The organism is Bradyrhizobium sp. USDA 4472, assembly GCF_054058595.1.
On record NZ_JBSSAM010000001.1, the window covers coordinates 2,161,280 to 2,178,212 of the forward strand.

General features: G+C 64.0%; 15 protein-coding genes and 1 pseudogene. 8 read left to right on the top strand and 8 right to left on the bottom strand.

What is annotated here, in order from left to right:
• Positions 1-43 precede the first annotated feature (43 nt).
• Both ACVWZ4_RS09865 and ACVWZ4_RS09870 read left to right on the top strand, forming a co-directional pair.
• Positions 44-1,402 carry an aromatic ring-hydroxylating dioxygenase subunit alpha gene (locus ACVWZ4_RS09865; protein ID WP_456700823.1) on the top strand — a complete coding sequence of 453 codons (1,359 nt, stop codon included), beginning with the start codon at positions 44-46 and terminating at the stop codon, positions 1,400-1,402.
• A 73-nt stretch (positions 1,403-1,475) separates the two neighbouring features.
• Positions 1,476-2,912 carry a glutamine synthetase family protein gene (locus tag ACVWZ4_RS09870; RefSeq protein ID WP_456700822.1) on the top strand — a complete coding sequence of 479 codons (1,437 nt, stop codon included), beginning with the start codon at positions 1,476-1,478 and terminating at the stop codon, positions 2,910-2,912.
• A 118-nt stretch (positions 2,913-3,030) separates the two neighbouring features.
• On the opposite strand, the pseudogene ACVWZ4_RS09875 reads toward ACVWZ4_RS09870, so the two are convergent.
• The 7 genes and pseudogenes from ACVWZ4_RS09875 to ACVWZ4_RS09905 form a co-directional block, all read right to left on the bottom strand.
• A pseudogene (locus tag ACVWZ4_RS09875) lies at positions 3,031-3,745 on the bottom strand (ABC transporter ATP-binding protein).
• Complete coding sequence (locus ACVWZ4_RS09880; RefSeq protein WP_456700820.1) at positions 3,738-4,505, bottom strand: ABC transporter ATP-binding protein; 768 nt, start codon at positions 4,503-4,505, stop codon at positions 3,738-3,740. Before ACVWZ4_RS09880 ends, ACVWZ4_RS09875 begins: the two are co-directional and overlap by 8 nt.
• Positions 4,498-5,442, bottom strand: a complete 945-nt coding sequence (locus ACVWZ4_RS09885) for a branched-chain amino acid ABC transporter permease (RefSeq protein ID WP_456736590.1) — start codon at positions 5,440-5,442, stop codon at positions 4,498-4,500. Before ACVWZ4_RS09885 ends, ACVWZ4_RS09880 begins: the two co-directional genes overlap by 8 nt.
• On the bottom strand, positions 5,439-6,356 hold the full coding sequence (locus tag ACVWZ4_RS09890; RefSeq protein ID WP_456700818.1) for a branched-chain amino acid ABC transporter permease: 918 nt from the start codon (positions 6,354-6,356) through the stop codon (positions 5,439-5,441). The genes ACVWZ4_RS09885 and ACVWZ4_RS09890 overlap by 4 nt, the downstream gene beginning before the upstream one ends.
• Positions 6,357-6,647: 291 nt before the next feature.
• Positions 6,648-6,866, bottom strand: coding sequence for a hypothetical protein (locus ACVWZ4_RS09895; RefSeq protein WP_456700817.1), 219 nt, complete (start codon positions 6,864-6,866; stop codon positions 6,648-6,650).
• 1 nt (position 6,867) lies between these two features.
• Positions 6,868-7,527 carry an acyl-homoserine-lactone synthase gene (locus ACVWZ4_RS09900; RefSeq protein ID WP_456700816.1) on the bottom strand — a complete coding sequence of 220 codons (660 nt, stop codon included), beginning with the start codon at positions 7,525-7,527 and terminating at the stop codon, positions 6,868-6,870.
• Positions 7,528-7,615: 88 nt separating this feature from the next.
• Positions 7,616-8,344, bottom strand: coding sequence for a LuxR family transcriptional regulator (locus ACVWZ4_RS09905; RefSeq protein ID WP_456740198.1), 729 nt, complete (start codon positions 8,342-8,344; stop codon positions 7,616-7,618).
• A 167-nt stretch (positions 8,345-8,511) separates the two neighbouring features.
• On the opposite strand from ACVWZ4_RS09905, the gene ACVWZ4_RS09910 reads away from it, so the two are divergent.
• From ACVWZ4_RS09910 to ACVWZ4_RS09930, 5 genes are all read left to right on the top strand, one after another.
• Positions 8,512-8,688 (top strand): hypothetical protein, encoded by a 177-nt coding sequence (locus ACVWZ4_RS09910; RefSeq protein ID WP_456740199.1) that lies wholly within the window; start codon positions 8,512-8,514, stop codon positions 8,686-8,688.
• A 197-nt stretch (positions 8,689-8,885) separates the two neighbouring features.
• The gene (locus ACVWZ4_RS09915) at positions 8,886-9,824 is read left to right on the top strand and encodes a LysR family transcriptional regulator (protein ID WP_456700813.1); all 939 of its coding nucleotides are present in this window, start codon (positions 8,886-8,888) and stop codon (positions 9,822-9,824) included.
• A gap of 144 nt (positions 9,825-9,968) precedes the next feature.
• Entirely contained in the window at positions 9,969-10,847 is an 879-nt protein-coding gene (locus ACVWZ4_RS09920) for a shikimate dehydrogenase (RefSeq protein ID WP_456700812.1), read from the top strand.
• A gap of 88 nt (positions 10,848-10,935) precedes the next feature.
• Positions 10,936-11,994: a Gfo/Idh/MocA family protein gene (locus tag ACVWZ4_RS09925; protein ID WP_456700811.1), complete on the top strand. Its 1,059-nt coding sequence runs from the start codon at positions 10,936-10,938 to the stop codon at positions 11,992-11,994.
• Positions 11,991-13,862: a bifunctional sugar phosphate isomerase/epimerase/4-hydroxyphenylpyruvate dioxygenase family protein gene (locus ACVWZ4_RS09930; RefSeq protein ID WP_456700810.1), complete on the top strand. Its 1,872-nt coding sequence runs from the start codon at positions 11,991-11,993 to the stop codon at positions 13,860-13,862. Before ACVWZ4_RS09925 ends, ACVWZ4_RS09930 begins: the two co-directional genes overlap by 4 nt.
• Before the next feature lie 127 nt (positions 13,863-13,989).
• Here the strand turns inward: ACVWZ4_RS09930 and ACVWZ4_RS09935 are convergent, their stop codons facing one another.
• On the bottom strand, positions 13,990-15,162 hold the full coding sequence (locus ACVWZ4_RS09935) for an ABC transporter substrate-binding protein (RefSeq protein WP_456700809.1): 1,173 nt from the start codon (positions 15,160-15,162) through the stop codon (positions 13,990-13,992).
• 313 nt (positions 15,163-15,475) lie between these two features.
• Between ACVWZ4_RS09935 and ACVWZ4_RS09940 the strand changes: the two genes are divergently transcribed.
• Complete coding sequence (locus ACVWZ4_RS09940) at positions 15,476-16,741, top strand: NAD(P)/FAD-dependent oxidoreductase (RefSeq protein ID WP_456736598.1); 1,266 nt, start codon at positions 15,476-15,478, stop codon at positions 16,739-16,741.
• Positions 16,742-16,933: the final 192 nt, after the last annotated feature.

A 16,933-nucleotide genomic window follows, 5' to 3' on the forward strand; every position in this document is an offset into this window, starting at 1 on the left:
TCAATAGGCGAACAATCGCCACTCCACAAGGGATGCACTCGCCATGATGAGCCAGGAGCAGAACGACCTGATCACGCGCACCGGTCCGAAGGATCCGTGCGGAAAGCTGATGCGGAGCTATTGGCAGCCGGCGGCGCTGGTCGATGAGCTCGAGGGCCAGCGGCCGATCCGCCCCGTCAAGCTGCTCGGCGAAAACCTGGTGCTGTTCCGCGACGAGACCGGGCGCTACGGCCTGATTGACCGCCACTGCGCCCATCGCGGCGCCGACCTCGCCTTCGGTCGGCTCGAGCATGGCGGCCTGCGCTGCGCCTTTCATGGCTGGCTGTTCGACGCGACTGGCCAGTGCATCGAGACGCCGGCCGAGCCCAGGGATTCAAGGCTCTGCCAGAACATCCGCCAGCGCTCCTATCCGGTGGTGGAGAAGAGCGGCATCCTGTGGGCCTGGCTGGGCGAAGGCGAGCCGCCGGCATTTCCGGAGCTCGACTGCTTCGTCGCACCCGGCACCCATACGTTCGCATTCAAGGGCCACATGGCCTGCAACTGGCTGCAGGCGCTCGAGGTCGGCATCGATCCCGCGCACGCCTCCTATCTGCACCGCTTCTTCCAGGACGAGGACACCTCGACCGCCTATGGCAAGCAATTCCGCGGCGCCTCCGCGGGAAGCGATTTGCCGATGACGAAGATCCTGCGCGAATATGACCGCCCCATCATCAACGTCGAGCACACCGAGTATGGGCTCCGGCTGATCGCGCTGCGCGAGATCGACGAGGAGCGCACGCATGTGCGCGTCACCAACCAGCTGTTTCCGCACGGCTTCGTCATTCCCATGAGCACGGAGATGACGATCACGCAGTGGCATGTGCCTGTCGATGACGAGAACTGCTACTGGTACGCGATCTTCACCAGCTATGCGAACCCTGTCGACAAGAAGAAAATGCGCGACCAGCGGCTCGAACTCTATGAGCTGCCGGATTACGTCTCGCGGAAGAATCGCAGCAACGAATACGGTTTCGATCCGCACGAGCAGCAGACCGCGACCTATACCGGGATGGGCAGCGACATCAACGTCCACGACCAGTGGGCGGTGGAATCGATGGGCGCGATCCAGGACCGCACCAAGGAGCATCTCGGCACCAGCGACAAGGCGATCGTGCAGTATCGCCGCCTGCTGCGGCAGGAGATCGAGAAGGTCGGAGGCGGCGAGAAGCCGATGCTGTTCCTGGATGAGGCCAACGCACGCAGCATTCAGGGACCGGCGACGATGGACGGCATCGGGCCGACGCGTGGCTGGGAGACCTACTGGATGGAAATCGACGTCAAGCGCCGCCGCGGCGCGCCATGGACTGCGCCGGTGCCGAAGGAGAGCGAAGGCCAGGTGCATCGGCTGACGGCGGCGGAGTGAGGTCTATCCGCGTCATTGCGAGCGCAGGAGAATGTGGCGCATGCTCGCGCCTCACGACTGGAGGAATTGCAACGTGACTTTCGTCGCGCGTCACGCGCTGTGGTCGGATGAGCAGAAGGACGCTGCAGCGCGCATGCGCCGCATCGTCGAGGAGCAGAACCTCGAAGTCATCCGCCTCGCCTTCCCCGATCAGCACGGCATTTTGCGGGGCAAGACCATTATTGCCTCGGAAGCCCTCGCCTCGCTGGAGAGCGGCTGCTCCATCACCACGACGATGCTCGCCAAGGACACCTCGCACCGCACGGTTTTTCCGGTGTTCACGTCAGGCGGCGGCTTCGGCATGAAGGAAATGGAAGGCGCGGCCGATGTGCTGATGGTCGCCGACCCCACCACGTTTCGCGTGCTGCCATGGGCGCCGGCGACGGGCTGGGTGTTGTGCGACCTCCATTTCAATGACGGCCGTCCCGTTCCGTTCGCGACGCGCGGGCTTTATCGCAAGGTCCTCGACGAGCTCGGCCGCCGCGGGCATGATTTCGTCGCGGGGCTCGAGGTCGAATTCCACATTTTCAGGCTCGACGACCCGCATATGCGCGCGGAGGACGCCGGACAGCCCGGCACGCCGCCCTCGGTGAGCCTGCTCTCCCACGGCTATCAATACCTCACCGAACAGCGCTTCGATCAGATGGAGCCGGTGCTGGAGATCCTGCGCCGTGACATCGTCGCGCTCGGTCTGCCGTTGCGCTCCGTCGAAGTCGAGTTCGGGCCGAGCCAATGTGAGTTCACCTTCGCGCCGAAGAAGGGCCTGGAGCCCGCCGACAACATGGTGCTGTTCCGCAGCGCCGTGAAGCAGATTGCGCGCCGGCACGGCTGTCACGCCACCTTCATGTGCCGGCCGAAACTGCCGAATTTGTTTGCGAGCGGCTGGCACCTGCACCAGTCGGTGGTTTCGCGCGCGAGCGGCGAAAACCTGTTCATGGCGAAGGACGGCGGAGAGGCGCTCAGCGCGTTCGGCAAGGCGTTTCTCGCCGGCCTGCTCGATCACGCCCGTGCCGCCACCGTATTCACGACGCCGACCATCAACGGCTACAAGCGTTACCGCTCCTATTCGCTGGCGCCGGACCGGGCGATCTGGGGCCGCGACAACAGGGGCGTGATGATCCGCGTGCTGGGCGGCGCGAACGATGCCGCCACACGCCTGGAAAACCGCGTCGGCGAGCCCGCGGCCAATCCCTATCTCTACATGGCCTCGCAAATTCTCGCCGGCCTCGACGGCGTGGACCGCAAGCTCGATCCGGGCCCCTCGGCCGACACGCCCTACGAGACCAAGGCGCCGTCGTTGCCGAAGTCCCTGCGGGATGCGGTCAGCGCGCTGAAGGACGATCCGTTCTTCCGCGAAAAATTCGGCACGGAGTTCGTCGACTATTACACCCACATCAAGAACGCCGAGATCGACCGCTTCCTGGCGGAGGTGACCGACTGGGAGCATCGCGAATATTTCGAGGTGTTTTGAGCTGCGCTCTCGCTTCCGTCATTGCGAGGAGCTGAGCGACGAAGCAATCCAGGATCCCTCCCCAGAGAAATTCTGGATTGCTTCGCTGCGCTCGCAATGACGTGGAGAATGCGTCGGCTCAAATACCCAGATATTTATGCTGCAGATCCGGCTCAGCCATCAGCTGGTCCGATGTCCCGCTCCACACCGTCTTGCCGCGCTCGATGATGTAATGGCGGTCGCAGATGCGGGCGAGGTGATCGACGTTCTTGTCGACGACCAGGATCGACTGGCCCCGGCGCTTCAGCATCGACAGGCAGTTCCAGATCTCCTCGCGGATCAGCGGCGCAAGTCCTTCGGTCGCTTCATCCAGGATCAGGAGTTTTGGGTTCGTCATCAGCGCACGGCCGATGGCGAGCATCTGCTGTTCACCGCCGGAGAGTTGGTTGCCCATGTTGGCGGCGCGTTCGGCGAGCCGTGGAAACAGCACGTAGATCGCAGCGAGCGTCCAGGGATTGGCGCTGCCAAAGCGATCGGCGGCGGCGGCAACGAGATTCTCGCGCACCGTGAGGTTTGGAAAGATCTGGCGACCCTCGGGCACGAGGCCGATGCCAAGCTTGGCGATGCGGTACGAAGGCAGCTGCCGCACCTCCGCACCCGCAAAGCGGATGCTGCCCGATCGCGCCGGCGTCAGGCCCATGATCGAGCGGATCGTCGTGGTCTTGCCCATGCCGTTGCGGCCCATCAGCGAAACCATCTCGCCCGGCTTGATCGACAGCGACAGGCCGAACAGCACCTGGCTGAGGCCATAGCAGGGTCTCGATGCCGTCGACCTCGAGCAGCGTATCAGCCATGGCGCGTCACCACGTGCTGGTCGCCGAGATAGGCGCGCTTGACGTCCTCGTTGGCGCGGATGGCCGCGGGATCGCCGGAGGCGATGACACGGCCATAGACCAGCACCGAGATGCGGTCGGCCAGCGCGAACACCGCCGGCATGTCGTGTTCCACCAGCACGATCGAGACCTCTTTGCGCAGCTCCTGGAGCAGCTTCACCATGCCCTGGGATTCGGTGACGCCGAGACCTGCCATAGGCTCGTCCAGCAGCAGCAGTTTTGGCTTGCTCGCCAGCGCGACCGCGAGCTCGATCTGACGGCGCTCGCCATGGCTGAGCCTGCTCACCACGACGTCGGCGCGATCGAGCAGGCCGACACGATCGAGCGCCGCACGGGCGGCATCGCGCAAACCCCTTTCCTTGCGTGCATCGGCGAAGAAGCGGAACGAGTGGCCGGCATGCGCTTGCGCGGCCAGCGCGACGTTGTCTGCGGCAGTGAAGTCGAGCAGCAGCGAGGTGATCTGGAACGAACGCGCGAGACCCAACGCGCAGCGGCGATAGGCCGGCAGATAGGTGATGTCGCGGCCCCCGAGCGAGACGCTGCCTGAATGCGGCTCGAGGTGTCCGGTGAGCTGACTGATCAGTGTGGTCTTGCCGGCGCCGTTCGGCCCGATGATGGCGTGCAGTTCGCCTGCCGCGACGTCGAGCGAGACGTTGTCGGTTGCGGTAATGCCGCCGAAGCGGCGCACCAGCTTCTCGACGCGGAGCAGCGGTTCAGCCACGATTGAGCCTCCCCAGCAGACCCATGATACCGCCGCGGCCGAACAGCACGATCAACAGCAGCAGCGGGCCCATGATCAGCGCCCAATATTCGGTAATCTGCGACAGGAACTCTTCCAGCAGGAGATAGATCACCGCCCCCACCACAGGGCCGAACAGCGTGCCCATGCCGCCCAGGATCACCATCACCATGAGATCGCCGGAGCGCGTCCAGTACATCACGGCCGGACTGACGAAATCGGTGTTGTTGGCGAGCAGCGCGCCGGCGAGGCCGCACATCGTGCCCGAGATGACGAAGCAGACGAGTTGATAGCGTTTTGCCGGGAAGCCGATCGCCTGCATGCGCTGCTCGTTGGAGCGCAGCCCCTGCACGACGAGGCCGAAGCGCGAATTGACGATGCGCCAGATCAGGAAGATCACGCCGAACAGGCAGGCGAGGCAGAGATAATAGAACTGCGTGCGGTTCGACAGGTTGACCAGGCCGGAGAAATCGCTGCGCTTGTAGACGGTGAGGCCATCATCGCCGCCGTAGCGCGCGAGCCCCGAGGCGACGTAATAGGCCATCTGGGCGAAGGCCAGCGTGATCATGATGAAATAGACGCCGCGCGTTCGCAGCGACAGCGCGCCGATCACCAGCGCATAGACGGCGGATGCCGCCAGCGCGACCGGAAACTGGATGAAGCCGCTTCCAACACCTTCCTGCGCGAGCATGCCGACCGCGTAGCCGCCGATGCCGAGATAGGCGGCGTGGCCGAAGCTCATCATGCCGCCGAAGCCCATGATGAGGTTGAGGCTGGCGGCCGCCAGCGCCAGGATGACGATGCGCGTGAACAGCGTCAGGATGAAGATGTTGCCGGACAGATACGAATAGAGCGGCAGCAGCAGGAGGCCCGCCAGCATCAGGGCCGTGACGGCCTTGCTCACCGAGAAACCCTTCATCGACGGTTGGCCGGAAACAGCCCCTCCGGCCGCACCACCAGCACCATCGCCATCAGCAGATAGATCAGCATGGAGGACAGCGCAGGCGCGGCGGTGGAGGCAGCCGCGCCGCTCAGCACCTGCCGCAACAGATTGGGCAGGAACGCGCGGCCGAGCGTATCGATCATGCCGACGAAGATCGCGGCGAGGAATGCGCCGCGGATCGAGCCGATGCCGCCGATCACGATGATGACGAAGGCAAGGATCAGGATGTTCTCGCCCATGCCGATCTGCACGGTGAGGATCGGCGCCTGCATCAGCCCGGCGAGGCCGGCGAGCGCGGCGCCCAGGCCGAACACCAGCGTGTAGAGCAGCTTGATGTTGATGCCGAGCGCGCCGATCATCTCGCGGTTGGAGGCACCGGCGCGGATCAGCATGCCGATGCGCGTGCGCATCACGCCGAGATAGAGCAGCAGCGCAACCAGCAGCGCGACCACGATGATGGCGAGGCGGTAGGCGGGATAGTGAATGCCTGGCAGGATCGGCACCGGCACGGTGAGCCAGGCCGGCAGTGGCAGCGCGAGGCCCGCCGGCCCCCAGATCAGCCGTACGGCTTCATTGAAGAACAGGATCAGTCCGAAGGTTGCGAGCACATGGTCGAGATGATCGCGCCCGTAGAGATGCCGCAGCGCACTCACCTCGAGAACGATGCCGAGCGCCAGCGTCGCCCCTAACGCCAGCAGCGCCCCCAGCAGGAAGCTCCCGGTCCAGGCCGCGAAGGTCGCGGCGAAATAGGCGCCCATCATGTAGAGCGAGCCGTGCGCCAGGTTGACGAGATCCATGATCCCGAACACCAGCGTCAGGCCGGCGGCGAGCAGGAACAGCAGCAGGCCGAACTGCAATCCGTTCAAGAACTGTTCGACGACGAGCAGCATCAACGCTCTTTCAGGCGCACGCAGACGTGCGCCGATGTTCGAACACAGTCGCCATCAGTGAAAGAGCTCCCCCTGCCTCTTCAAGGCTGAAAAATGGGTAATGGCAGTATCGTTCCGAAGCAAGAGCGATTCCACACCAGACATGCACTTTGTTGCATGCCGGTGCATGCGACCAGAGCCGTCATGCAAGGAGGCCGCCGCGCTGGATGGGGCAGCCTGCCGCACCCAAGCGAAAACCCTCCCCGTTGCCGGGAAGAGGGAGCTGTTGAGGCCGGGATGAGGAAGCGACGTCTAATGTGACGTGATGTGACGGGGAAGATCGTTCGGCTCGTTGAGCTCGCTGTTGGCGGTCGAGGCCTCCAGCGCGGCCATCCGGAACAAATAGGCGAGCGTCACCAATCCGGCATCGTCCGCCATCTGCGCGAGTTCGAGCGCCATGTCCGACATGTAGCCGAGATTTTCGTCCTTGGTCTGCGCCATGATCTGGCCGTCTCGCATCATGTTCGACATGTCAGGCGGTCTTTCGTTGCGCGGCAGCGAGGCCGCAGGTGTTGGCACGGGCGATGCAATCGAGACGCGGTCCGTCCTGATGGACGACATTCTTCGTCCCGATACGGTCGCGTACGATGTCGAGCGATTCCTGGCGGACCTCGATGGTCGCGGCCATAGTCCAGGAATCCGCAATCAGCGCAGGCAATCCCAGCGGCTTGACGACGAAGCCGATGTCGTGGAAACGCGGCAGCCACCACGTCTCCATCACCAGGCAGAGGCGTTCGATGCCCTGATCGAGGCAGAACTCCTGCGCCGCCGCCATCAGTTGCAGATTGAATGCGCCATCGCGGCGCTCGCGCGTCACGAAGAAGCGGGACCACTCCCAGATTTGCGGGTCGACAGGACAACCCCGCACCGCGGCGAGATAAGGAAACACCTCGCTGATCATGGTCGGCTTGGTGGTGGGATACAGGCGAGAGCCGCCCAGCACGCGGCGGTTCTCGAGAGCGAGTAGGTAGATCGCGTCCTCATTGTCGTAGGCGTCGATCTCGCGGCTGTCGGGCTTGCGCAGTTCCTCCCATTTCCGTTCTTCGACGAAAATCTCGTGGCGTATCCGAAAATGCTGGTCGAGCACGTCTTCGTAGAGGTGCCGGTTAACAGCAGAAATAACGTGAATCATGAAACTCCCCCATCGTGTGCAAATGCGGGGGAACGTCAGCGAAAAAGGCCAAATCGACTATTGGGAAATTTCCCAGTAGGCGAAGTTTTCAGGGGGTGATGATTTTTTGGCGGATCGCGATCGCGACCGCATGCGTCCGGTTGACGGCGCCGAGCTTGCGCGCAGCGGTAGCCAGATGCTCTTCCGCCGTTCGCTGCGTGATGTTCAGTATCTCGCCGATCTCCCAGGCAGACTTGCCCTGCGACGCCCAGGCGATCACCTCGCGCTCGCGCGGGGTCAGGCGCGCCGACGGATGCGGCGAGGGCGCAAGCAAGCGGCGAATGTGATCGAAGCCGTACATCGCGACCAGATGCAGTGCGGGCTTGCTGCGGACGTTGAGATCGAGATGAACGCCGGCGAGCGAGACGCCGGCTTCATAGCCGGTCAGGCCATGGATTGGCACGACAAAACCGCGCGACATGCGGAAATCGGCGGCGCGGCGCATCACCTCCACCGCGCCTGGCTCGAGTTTCACGTCATAAGGCGCTTCCGACCATTCGAACGGATTGACCGTGTGCCGGCACTTCCGGATCACGGGATCGACGCGGTCATAGCTCTTTTCGGTATAGAGGCTGAACCATTCAGCCGGCCATTTCTTGGCCAGCACCATCTGGGAAAAGCGCTGATCGTGATTCGGCAAACCGGTGACGATGATGTGCTCGAAGCCGTAGCGGCCGAACGCGATTGCGAGCGCATCCATTGTGTCCGGGACCCTGTCATAGGCTCCCAGCCCTTCGATGAAGTCCAGCGCTTCGCGGCCATAATCCACGACGGACATTTGTGCATTCCCTGCCACTCGCGGCTCGATATAGCACGTCTTAGGGGGGTGCCTCAATTCACTGCCCTCTGTAATTCCCCGGTGTGGCGCTGGCATCGAAGATTTAATCTACTTGTGGAGGAACTAACGTCCAGTTACGCCTGAGGCGTCAAGAGCGAGAAGCTACGATGGAAGACGAGAACATCGCCCTCAACAGCGTGCTCGGCCTGGAATTGAACCGCGTGTTTTTCGCCGTCCGCGATATCGCGAACAAGCAGAAAATCATCGAGTACGCGCGCGACGTGCTGCAAAGCGAGCGTGCGGAGCGGCCCGGCAGCGTTTCGCCGGAAGGACCTTCGAGCTGAGACCCAGGCTGCGGCAGACGGCCCGATGCAATGGACCGCCCGACGATGCCCTTCCCTGTGAACGCGCCGATTTTGGTCGAAACACCCCCGCCGCGAAACTTCTCGCCCTGCTCCGCCCCAGCCTCACTTTGCCGCTGGATGACATCCCGGCTCTCGTGAGATGATCGTCGCCACGAGCTCTCTCGGATGCCAAGACCATGATGACGCTGCGCCAGGTTGAAGTGATCCGTGCCGTGATGGTGACGGGCACCATTGGCGGCGCGGCGAAACTGTTGAACGTGTCGGCGCCGGGGATCAGCCGGCTGGTCAAATACACCGAGCGCTCACTCGGCATCCGCTTCTTCCAGCGCCGGAACGGCCGCTACTTCCCGACGCCGGAAGCCGAGAACATCTTTGAGCAGATCAACGGCGTCTACAAGAAGGTCGACGACCTCTCCGAGCTCATCTCCAAGATCGGCCGCGGCGGATTGTCGGAATTGCGCATCGGCTCGGTGCCGAGCATCTCGCAGGTGATGGTGCCCCGCGCGATCGAACGCGTGCGCCGCCGCTATCCTGATTTGGGCATCGACATCAACATCCTGAAGCTTGAGGAAGCAATCGACTATCTCATGCTCGGCCGCGGCGAGTGCGTCGCCATGAGCTACCGGCTGGACCATTCCGGGCTCGACTTCATGCCGCTCGCTTCGGGCGAGCTCTATTGCGTCGTGCCGCCGGGCCACGAGCTGGCGGGGCGCAAGCAGGTCTCGGCTGCCGAGATCACCCGCTACCCTCTGATCGGCATCGATCCCAACGACCCTTACGGCCGGATCATGGCCGAGATGTTTGCCCGCCACCGGCTCGACTACAACATCACCATCCGGGCGCGGTTCGGCACCACGGTCTGCGCGCTGGTGAAAGCGGGGCTAGGCATCGCCATCATCGACCAGTTCACGGTGGCGCATGGCGGCTATCCCGGGGTCGAGCTGTTGAAGATCACCGAGCCGACCCGTTTCGAGACCTATATCGCGGTCAAGCGAGGCGCGCCGCTGTCGCTCCATGTCGAACATTTCATCGAGTCCCTGCGCGCCGAGATGCGCGCCGTCGAGCCGTCCCGCGGCAACGGCAAGGCCGCGGCCGCGCGGACCCGGAAGAAATAACATTATGTTAGGCTTGCGGGACGAAAGGGTAATTGAGTCAGGCAGGAGATTGACTATCGTTCCTGTTGGAATTGCGCGGATTTTCCCGCTAATGGCCTGACATCAACGCGCCCCGAAGAGACGACCAAGAGACCATAACGGATCATGTCTAACCGCGGACCTGCCGCCTCCCAAAAGCTCCTGACCGGCCTGATCGGCGCGCCGATCGCCCATTCCGCCTCCCCCGCGATGCATGAGCGCGCAGCCGAGGCACTGGGCCTGCGCGGCCACTACCAGCTCATTGAGGTCGCGGGCGCCGACACGGCCGGGCTCAGCATGATGCTGGAGGGCGTGCGGCGGCTCGGCTTTGCCGGCGTCAACGTCACCTTCCCCTACAAGGAGGCCGTCGTGCCGCTGCTCGACGAGCTGGCACCGGGCGCGGCCGCCATGGGCGCGGTCAATACCGTGGTCGTCAAGGACGGGCGGCTGATCGGCCACAACACCGACACCACGGGCTTTGCACATGCCGTTCAGCCGCTGCTGGCCCCTTCCGGAAATGCGGTGGCCGTCATCGGCACCGGTGGCGTCGGCAAAGCGATTGCGTTTGCGCTGGCGAGCCTGAAGGTCGCCGACCTCCGCATCTTCGACAGCGAATCGGCGCGAGCCGAGAAGCTCGCCACCCTGCTGGCCGAGCACGGTGGCGCACGGGTGGCCCGAAGCGTCGAGGACGCGCTCGATGGTGCGACCGGGCTTATCAACGGAACGCCGGTCGGCATGCTGCCGAACCGCAACACACCGGTGCCTGCGGTGCTGCTCCGAGCCGATCTGTGGGTCGCCGATGCCGTCTATTCGCCGCTGATCACGCCGCTTCTTGCCGCAGCGCGAGAGAAGGGTGCCCGGATCATGACCGGGCGGGAGCTTGCGATCTACCAGGCTGCCGACGCCTTCGAACTGTTCACGGGCCTCACCCCCTCGACCGAAGTCATGGGAGAGGCTTTTGATGCCGTGATGGCGGCACGTAGCGCCGCCTATCAGGCAGCTTGAGGCGGATGGTCGACGAGGCCGCCTCCATCCTGAACGATCCGAGGATCGGCCAGCTCTTCGTCGGTGGCGTCATGGAGGAGAACGCAGCATGAGCCCGCGAAAGCGCATTGCGGTCGCCGGCGCCGGCTTGATCGGCCGCCGCCACACAGAACTGATCGAGGCCTCGCAAGACTGCGTGCTGGCCGGCATCGCCGATCCCTCACCCGCTGCGACCGATCATGCGCGGGCGCGCAACGTGCCATGCTACACAGATCACCGCGCATTGCTGGCGCAGGAACAACCCGACGGTCTGATCATTGCTTCCCCGAACGCCCTGCATCTCCGGATGGCCCTCGACTGCGCCGAGGCCGGCGTGCCGGCGTTGATCGAGAAGCCGGTGACCGACACCGTCGCTGCCGCGCAACGTCTGTGCGCAGCCGTCAAACGGACCGGCGTGCCGATGCTGGTCGGCCATCACCGCCGGCACAATCCCATCATCAAGGCCGCTCGCGAAACGGTGGCAGACGGCAAGCTCGGCCAACTCACGGCCGTGGTCGGGTTGTGGCTGCTGAAAAAGCCCGACGATTATTTTGATGTGGCGTGGCGGCGCGAGCACGGTGGCGGCCCGCTGCTCATCAACCTCATCCACGACATCGACAATCTCCGCTTCATCTGCGGCGAAATCAGCGAAGTGCAGGCATTGACGTCGAACAAGGTTCGCGGCTTTGCCGTCGAGGACACCGCTGCATTGCTGCTGCGCTTTGCCAATGGCGCACTGGGAACGGTGACCGTGTCGGATGCGACGCCGGCGCCGTGGAGCTGGGAGCTCGCGTCCGGCGAGAACGCTGCATACCCGAAGCAAGACCAGCCCTGCTACATCTTCTCCGGAACCGCGGGTTCGCTGTCGGTGCCCAATATGGAGCTGTGGACCTATGCGCAGCAGCCCGGCTGGTACGCGCCGCTGTCGCGCGCGACGATCGCGCCCGCCGCATTCGATCCCCTGGCCGAGCAACTCCGGCATTTCTGCGCGGTGATCGCGGGTCGCGAACAGCCCTTGATCTCGGTGCAAGACGCGATGGCCACGCTCGCCGTCGTCGAATCCGTCGGCGAAGCCGCGCGCACGGGTCAAAAAATATCGCCGGGCCACATCATGGAGCAGGCCGCATGAACAAGCGCTCGATCGCAACCGTTTCCCTTTCAGGCGCCCTCGACGAAAAGCTGCGTGCCATCGCATCCGCCGGGTTCGAGGCGGTCGAGATCTTCGAGAACGATTTGCTGTCGTTCGGTGCGAGCCCGCGCGAGATCGCAAAACTCTGCAAGGACCTCAATCTCGAGATCTGCGCGTTCCAGCCGTTCCGCGACTTCGAAGGCATGCCGGAGCCGCAGCGCTCGCGCAATTTCGCCCGTGCCGAACGCAAGTTCGACCTGATGCAGGAGCTCGGCACCGATTTGCTGCTGATCTGTTCGAACGTCTCGCCTGCCTCGCTCGGCGGCATCGACCGCGCCGCGGATGATTTTCGCGAGCTCGGCGACCACGCCGCCAGGCGGGGCTTGCGCATCGGCTACGAGGCGCTGGCCTGGGGCCGGCACGTCAACGATTATCGGGACGCTTGGGAGATCGTGCGGCGCGCCGATCATCCCGCGATCGGCGTCATCCTCGACTCTTTTCACGCGCTGGCGCCCGGCTTCCCGGTACGGCCGATGGCCTCGATCCCCGGTGACAAGATCTTTCTGGTCCAGCTCGCCGACGCGCCGAAGCTCGAACTCGACGTTTTGTCTTGGAGCCGACACTTTCGCTCCTTCCCGGGCCAGGGTGATCTGCCGGTCAGCGAGTTCATGCAGGCGATTGCCGCGACCGGTTATTCCGGTCCGTGGTCGCTGGAGATTTTCAACGACCAATTCCGCGCCGGCTCGGCCGGGCAGACCGCGGTCGACGGCCTGCGCTCGCTGATCCTGTTACAGGATCAGCTCGCCCCGCATTGGCCCAGGCTCGTCGGCGAGCCCTTGGCGCCGAAGGCGAAAAGCAGCGGTACGGGCTTCATCGAGTTCGCCGTCAACGAGAACAAGGCCGGCGAGCTCGCGCATTTGTTGTCACAGCTCGGCTTCCGCAAAAGCGGCAAGCACCGCAGCAAGGCTGTGGAGCGCTGGTCCCAGGGCAAGGTCGAGCTCGTGATCAACTCCGAGACCGACGGCTTTGCGCATTCGCATTATGTCACGCACGGCCCCGGCGTCTGCGCCATCGCGCTCGACGTCGACAATGCCGGCCTTGCCATGCAGCGCGCCGAGACCCTGAAAGCGCGCACCTTCTATCAGCCGGTCGGGCCGGGCGAGCTGGAGATCCCCGCGATCCACGGCGTCGGCGGCAGTCTGCTCTATTTCCTCGACCAAGCCGGCAAGAACTGGGACACGGATTTCGAACCCGTCGCGGGCGACGCAGGTGCGGATGCGCTGCTCGCGGTCGATCACATCGCGCAGTCGATGCCCTATGACGAGATGCTGTCCTGGCTGTTGTTCTATACCGGCATCCTGGACCTCGCGCGGCTGCCGCAGATGGAGATCGCGGACCCCCGCGGCCTCGTGCAGAGTCAGGCCCTCGTCAATGGCGACCAGAGCCTGCGCTTCGTCGTCAACGGGTCCTCCGCCAACCGCACGCTGCCGGCGCGCTTCATCTCGGAGTTTTTCGGCTCAGGCGTGCAACACGTCGCCTTTGCGTGCGAGGACATCTTCGCCGCCGTCGCAGCCATGCGCGCCCGCGGCGCGGGCTTCCTGGATATTCCTGATAACTACTACGACGACATCGAAGCCAAATACGACCTTGCCCCGGATGTCATGGCCAAGCTCCGCGCCAACCACATCCTCTATGACCGCGAGGGCGACGGCGAATTCTTCCAGGTCTACACCCACATCTTCGACGAGCGCTTCTTCTTCGAGATCGTCGAGCGGCGGAACTATCAGGGCTTTGGTGCGGCCAATGCCGGCATCAGGCTCGCCGCGCAGGCGCGCGAGGTGCGGCCCGCGAGCATACCGCGGCTGTAGGTTCCATCCAACCGCCATTGCGAGGAGCGTCGCGACGAAGCACTGACGGAAAAGACCGCGCGGTGAACTCCTCTCCCCGCATCCGCCTTCCGATCCGGCGGGACAAGTGCGGGGAGAGGTGGGGACCTCATTTCATCGGGCACTTGTCGTGGAAGCGGTCCTGATCAGCAGTGACGATGGTGGCGACGGTCTTCAGCGAAAGCTCGCCGCCTGCACCCTTCACCACGTCCTGGAGATAGAAGTTCTGGATCGGGATGTGGTTGTTGCCGTATTTGAACGCGCCGCGCAGTGACTTGAAGTTGGCCTTCTCCATCTCGGCCTTCATCGCTTCCTTCTTGGAGGTGTCGCCGCCGACGGCGATCACCGCGCTGTTGATGAGCTGCGCCGCGTCATAGGCCTGCGCGCCGTAATAGCTCGGCCGGGCGCCGGGATATTTCGCGCGGTAGTCGGCGACGAACTTCTTGTTCTGCTCGTTCGGGAGATCGTTCACCCATTCCTGCGCACCGGGCACACCGAACGCATTCTCCTTTTGTAACGGCAACGTCGTCTCGTCGACGGTGAAGGCGGTGTAGAGCGGCATCGTGCTCTTCATGCCGGCCTGGACGTATTGATTGAGGAACTGCGCGCCGGCCGCACCGGGATAGAACACGAAGATCGATTCGGCGCCGGAGGCGCGGGCTTTCGCCAGCTCCGCCGAGAAATCGAGCTGGCTCGGCCAGACCGTGTATTCCTCACCCTTGATCTCGCCCTTGAACGTGCTCTTCAGGCCGGCCAGCATATCCTTGCCGGCGGCGTAGTTCGGACCAATCAGGAACACGCTCTTGACGCCGTTCGCATTCATGTAGAGGCCCATGGCGGCCGGCGTCTGGTCGTTCTGCCAGGAGGTCGAGAACACGTATTTCGAACACAGCTCGCCCGCGAGCTGCGACGGGCCGGCATTGGCCGAGATCATGAAGGTCTCCGAATCCACCGCGGTCTTGAGCGAGGCGAGCAGCACGTTCGACCAGATGTAGCCGACCAGGAAATCGACCTTGTCGGACTGCACCAGCTTCTCGGTCTTCTGCTTGCCGACATCGGGCTTCTGGCCGTCGTCCTCGTAGATCACCTCGACCGGCTTGCCGCCCATCTTGCGACCCATGTGGTCCAGCGCGAGCTCGAACGAATTGCGCATGTCGTTGCCGATCACGGCGGTCGGGCCGCTGAAAGTCGAGACGAAGCCGATCTTGATGGTGTCGCCGGCGAATGCCTGATTCGCCAGCACAAGCGCCGCCGCGCCCGCCAGCCAGAATGCCGTCCTCATAGCCACTCCCCTCCTTATTATCGATCCCGGAAACGGGGTGATCGCCGCCTTCGGGTCTGTCTCGATTGAACGCAAAATCTGTCGCGCGGCCAAATGGGTCGGCGCCGGCTCCTGCACCATATTTCGCCCTAAACGGAGATGGCAAGAAATATAATTCTACTCACTTCGGCCAACGCCACTCCGAGGCTGCGGCGCTTTTCCGCGCCTGATCGATGCCTCGCCCCTATTCCCTGATTGATGACGACTATTGGACCGCGGCACCCAATCCGCACTTAAATGAAGGACAGTGAGCAGCGAGATTCGAGGGTGCATCATGGCCACAACTCCCCATCGCGTCGTCATCGTCGGTGCCGGCTTCGGCGGGCTGGAGACGACCTACCGGCTTGCGGGCGCGCCGGTCGAAATTACGCTCATCGACCGCCGCAACCATCATCTGTTTCAGCCGCTGCTTTACCAGGTCGCGACCGCATCGCTTTCGCCCAGCGAGATCGCCTGGCCCGTGCGCCATCTCATGCGCCACAGGCGCGAGGTGACGACGCTGTTTGCCACCGTCAACGGCGTCGATGCCGACAGGCGCTGCGTGCTGATCGACGACGGCAGCGAGGTGCCCTACGACACCCTGGTGCTCGCCACCGGCGCGCGTCACGCCTATTTCGGCCATGATGAGTGGGAGACATGGGCACCGGGACTGAAGACGCTGGAAGACGCGACCACGCTGCGCCGTCACATCCTGGTGGCGTTCGAGCGCGCCGAGCGCGAGACCGATCCGGCGAAGCGCGCCGCGAGACTGACTTTTGTCATCGTCGGCGCCGGTCCTACAGGCGTTGAGCTCGCGGGCACCATCGCCGAGATGGCGCATCACACGCTGCCCGATGATTTTCGCAATATCGATACGACCAAGGCCCGCGTCGTGCTGATCGAGGCTGGCCCCCGCGTGCTCGCGGGCTTTCCCGACGACCTCTCCGCCTATGCCCAGGCCTCGCTCGAAAAGATCGGTGTCGAGGTCGTACTCGGGCAGGCCGTCACCGAAATCAACCGTGAAGGCGTCGTCTTCGGCGGCAGGCTGCTTGAGGCGAAGACGCGGATCTGGGCCGCCGGCGTGCGCGCTTCACCCGCCGCCGAATGGCTGGGCGCACCGGCCGATCGTGCCGGGCGCGCGCAGGTCGAGAACGATCTCACCATCCCCGGCCACCCCGAGATCTTTGCAATCGGCGACACCATCAACATCAATGCCTGGGAGGGCAAGCCGGTGCCCGGGATCGCGCCGGCCGCCAAGCAGCAGGGCAAGCATGTCGCCGAAACGATCAAGGCCCGCCTGCGCGGCGAGAGCAAGGGTGCGTTCCGCTACAAGCACGCCGGCAGCCTCGCCCAGATCGGCAAGCGGCTCGCCGTGATCGATTTCGGCAAGGTCAAATTGCGCGGCGCCATCGCATGGTGGATCTGGGGCATCGCCCACATCTACTTCCTGATCGGCCTGCGTCATCGGCTCAGCGTCGCGCTGAGCTGGCTGTGGATTTACGCCCGCGACCAACGCGCGGCGCGGCTGATCACGCAAGGGAGCAGCAAGGTGGTGGGCTAGACGTCAAGGCCCCGATCAAAAACATTGCGCCGGAGGCTATCACTTGCAGATCAAGAGCGTGGAGAGTCCGAGGGATCCCGGTGATGATGCCAGCGAGTTTGTGTCGACGGCGCGGGGAATTGCGGATGCTGCGGAGGTAATGGCCGCGAGGGCATGATCAGCGCCCGCAATTGCAATTGCGTCGCCCGCCGT